1 protein-coding gene is annotated in these 2044 nt (G+C 62.6%); it reads left to right on the top strand.

Features of this window, described 5'->3' with window-relative positions; all coding sequences use genetic code 11:
* Positions 1 to 2044: RHS domain-containing protein (locus DBR23_RS10515; RefSeq protein ID WP_146191303.1), on the top strand; the 2044-nt coding region annotated here is incomplete at both ends.

Raw genomic sequence — 2044 nt, 5'->3', positions numbered from 1 at the left:
GCACGCGTCACTGGGCTTACACCCAGCGTGGCCAGTTACACCGCCAGATAGACGAAGAGCAACGCGGCATCGCGCTCACCTATGATGCAGCGCACCGCCTGAGCACGCTGATTAATGAGAACGGGCAGCACTATGCCTTCCGGTACGACGCGGCTGACCGCATGGTGGAAGAGACCCGTGTGGGCGGCCAGCGCGTCACGGTGGAATACGACTCCAACGGGTGGCCCGTCGCCGTTAACTACCACGCAGGCACGGGCGACTTTGCCGCAGGCCTTCCCAAGGGTGAGCCTCAAAACAAGGCCCTGCGCACTGAGCTTGTCCGCGACGCAGCCGGGCGCTTGGTTGAAAAACGCACTACCGCCCACCACTACCACTACGCCTACGACGCGTTAGACCAGCTCGTGCGTGCCCAGAAGCTGGCGGTGCAGGCAGACGGCAGCCTCAAGCCCTTGTACACCAGCACCTTCGCCTACGATACAGCAGGCAACGTCATCGAAGAAACAGCCACCGACGAGACCACCCGCCAAAGCCACACCCTGCGGCACAGCCACGACGCGCTGGGCAACCGCACGCAAACCCAGCTGCCCACCTTGCCTGGCCAGCCCCACCTGCAAAGAGCGCTGAACTACCTGCACTACGGCTCGGGCCACCTGCACCAGATCAACTACAGCCAGCGCGATACCCGCAGCCCCGACGCCCTGGCAGTGCATCAGCTCATCAGCGACATCGAGCGCGACGCCCTGCATCGCGAAATCCACCGAACCCAGGGCCAAGTACAAACCCGCTACGCGTTAGACCCCCTAGGCCGCAGGCAAGGCGCTTGGAGCCAGCCCATCGACCAGCGCAGCCCTCCCTACCAGGCCAGCGACACCCACTGGCAGCGCGCCGTGCTCAGCGCAGGCACGCCAGATCAGAACCCTTTCGACGGCTTGATGAAAGCCTACGCCTACGACAAGGTGGGCGAGTTGCGCCAAAGCCGCCACAGTCTGCGTGGAGACATAGCCCACCAATACGACGCCACCGGGCGCATCGAACACACCGTACGCCAGCTCTTTGATGCGGGCCAAACCCCCCACCAAGCCCAGCCAGCCGCGGCCAACAACGAACGCTTCCAATACGACCCCGCAGGCAACATTCTGGATAACCAAGCCCAGGCCGCGCTACGCAAACGCACCCAGCACCTGCAAGAAGGCTACGTGCGCGACAACCTCGTGCGGGTGTATGAAGACAAACGCTACTTTTACGACGGCCACGGCAGGCTGATCCAGAAACTCAGCGGCAAACACACCGCTCAGACATTCGCGTGGGACGAAGAAAACCGCCTCACAGCAGTCACCACCACCCGGCGCCCCGGCACCGAACACGCCACCACCCAAACCACCCGGTTCGACTACGACGCCATAGGCCGCCGGGTCGGCAAACACGACAACTTCGGCACCACAGTCTTCATCTGGGAAGGCATGCGCCTCATCGAAGAGCGCAGAGGCAGCGCCGTCATCAGCTACGTGTACGAGCCGGACAGCTACGTACCGCTGGCGCGGCTGGATGCTGAGGGAGAGAGAACAGAACAGGGTGGGCTGGGCACCACCCAGGATGCGCAGCAGCCGGGAACATCAAAAACCATAGCTGCTAGCGCAAGCCAGTCAAGCGCTACAGGCCAAAAAGACCCCAACTACTCCCAGCAAGCGGCCAACGACACATTGGAAGCGAGTTACTGGCAAGCGCTCAACCCCAAGGGCACAGTACAAAGCACCGGCACAGACGGACCCAGCGCAAACGCCAAGCTGTGCGAGGTGTACTACTTCCACACCGACCAGGTCGGCCTGCCCGAAGAACTCAGCAACGCCCAAGGCCAGATCATCTGGCAAGCCCAGTACAAGACCTGGGGCTCAACAATAGAAGAACGCTGGGAAGCGCGCCGCCTGCACGGAGCCAAAGTGCAGGGGCAGACGGAAGGGGATATCCCACAGGGAGACCGACAAGAGCAGAACCTGCGATTCCAGGGCCAATACCTGGACCGGGAGACGGGGCTGCACTACAACAC

The organism is Acidovorax sp. HMWF018 (assembly GCF_003061035.1).
GTDB lineage: Bacteria > Pseudomonadota > Gammaproteobacteria > Burkholderiales > Burkholderiaceae_C > Acidovorax > Acidovorax delafieldii.
The sequence above is the reverse complement of the archived record's forward strand: the minus strand, read 5'-3'. Positions and strand labels throughout refer to the sequence as shown.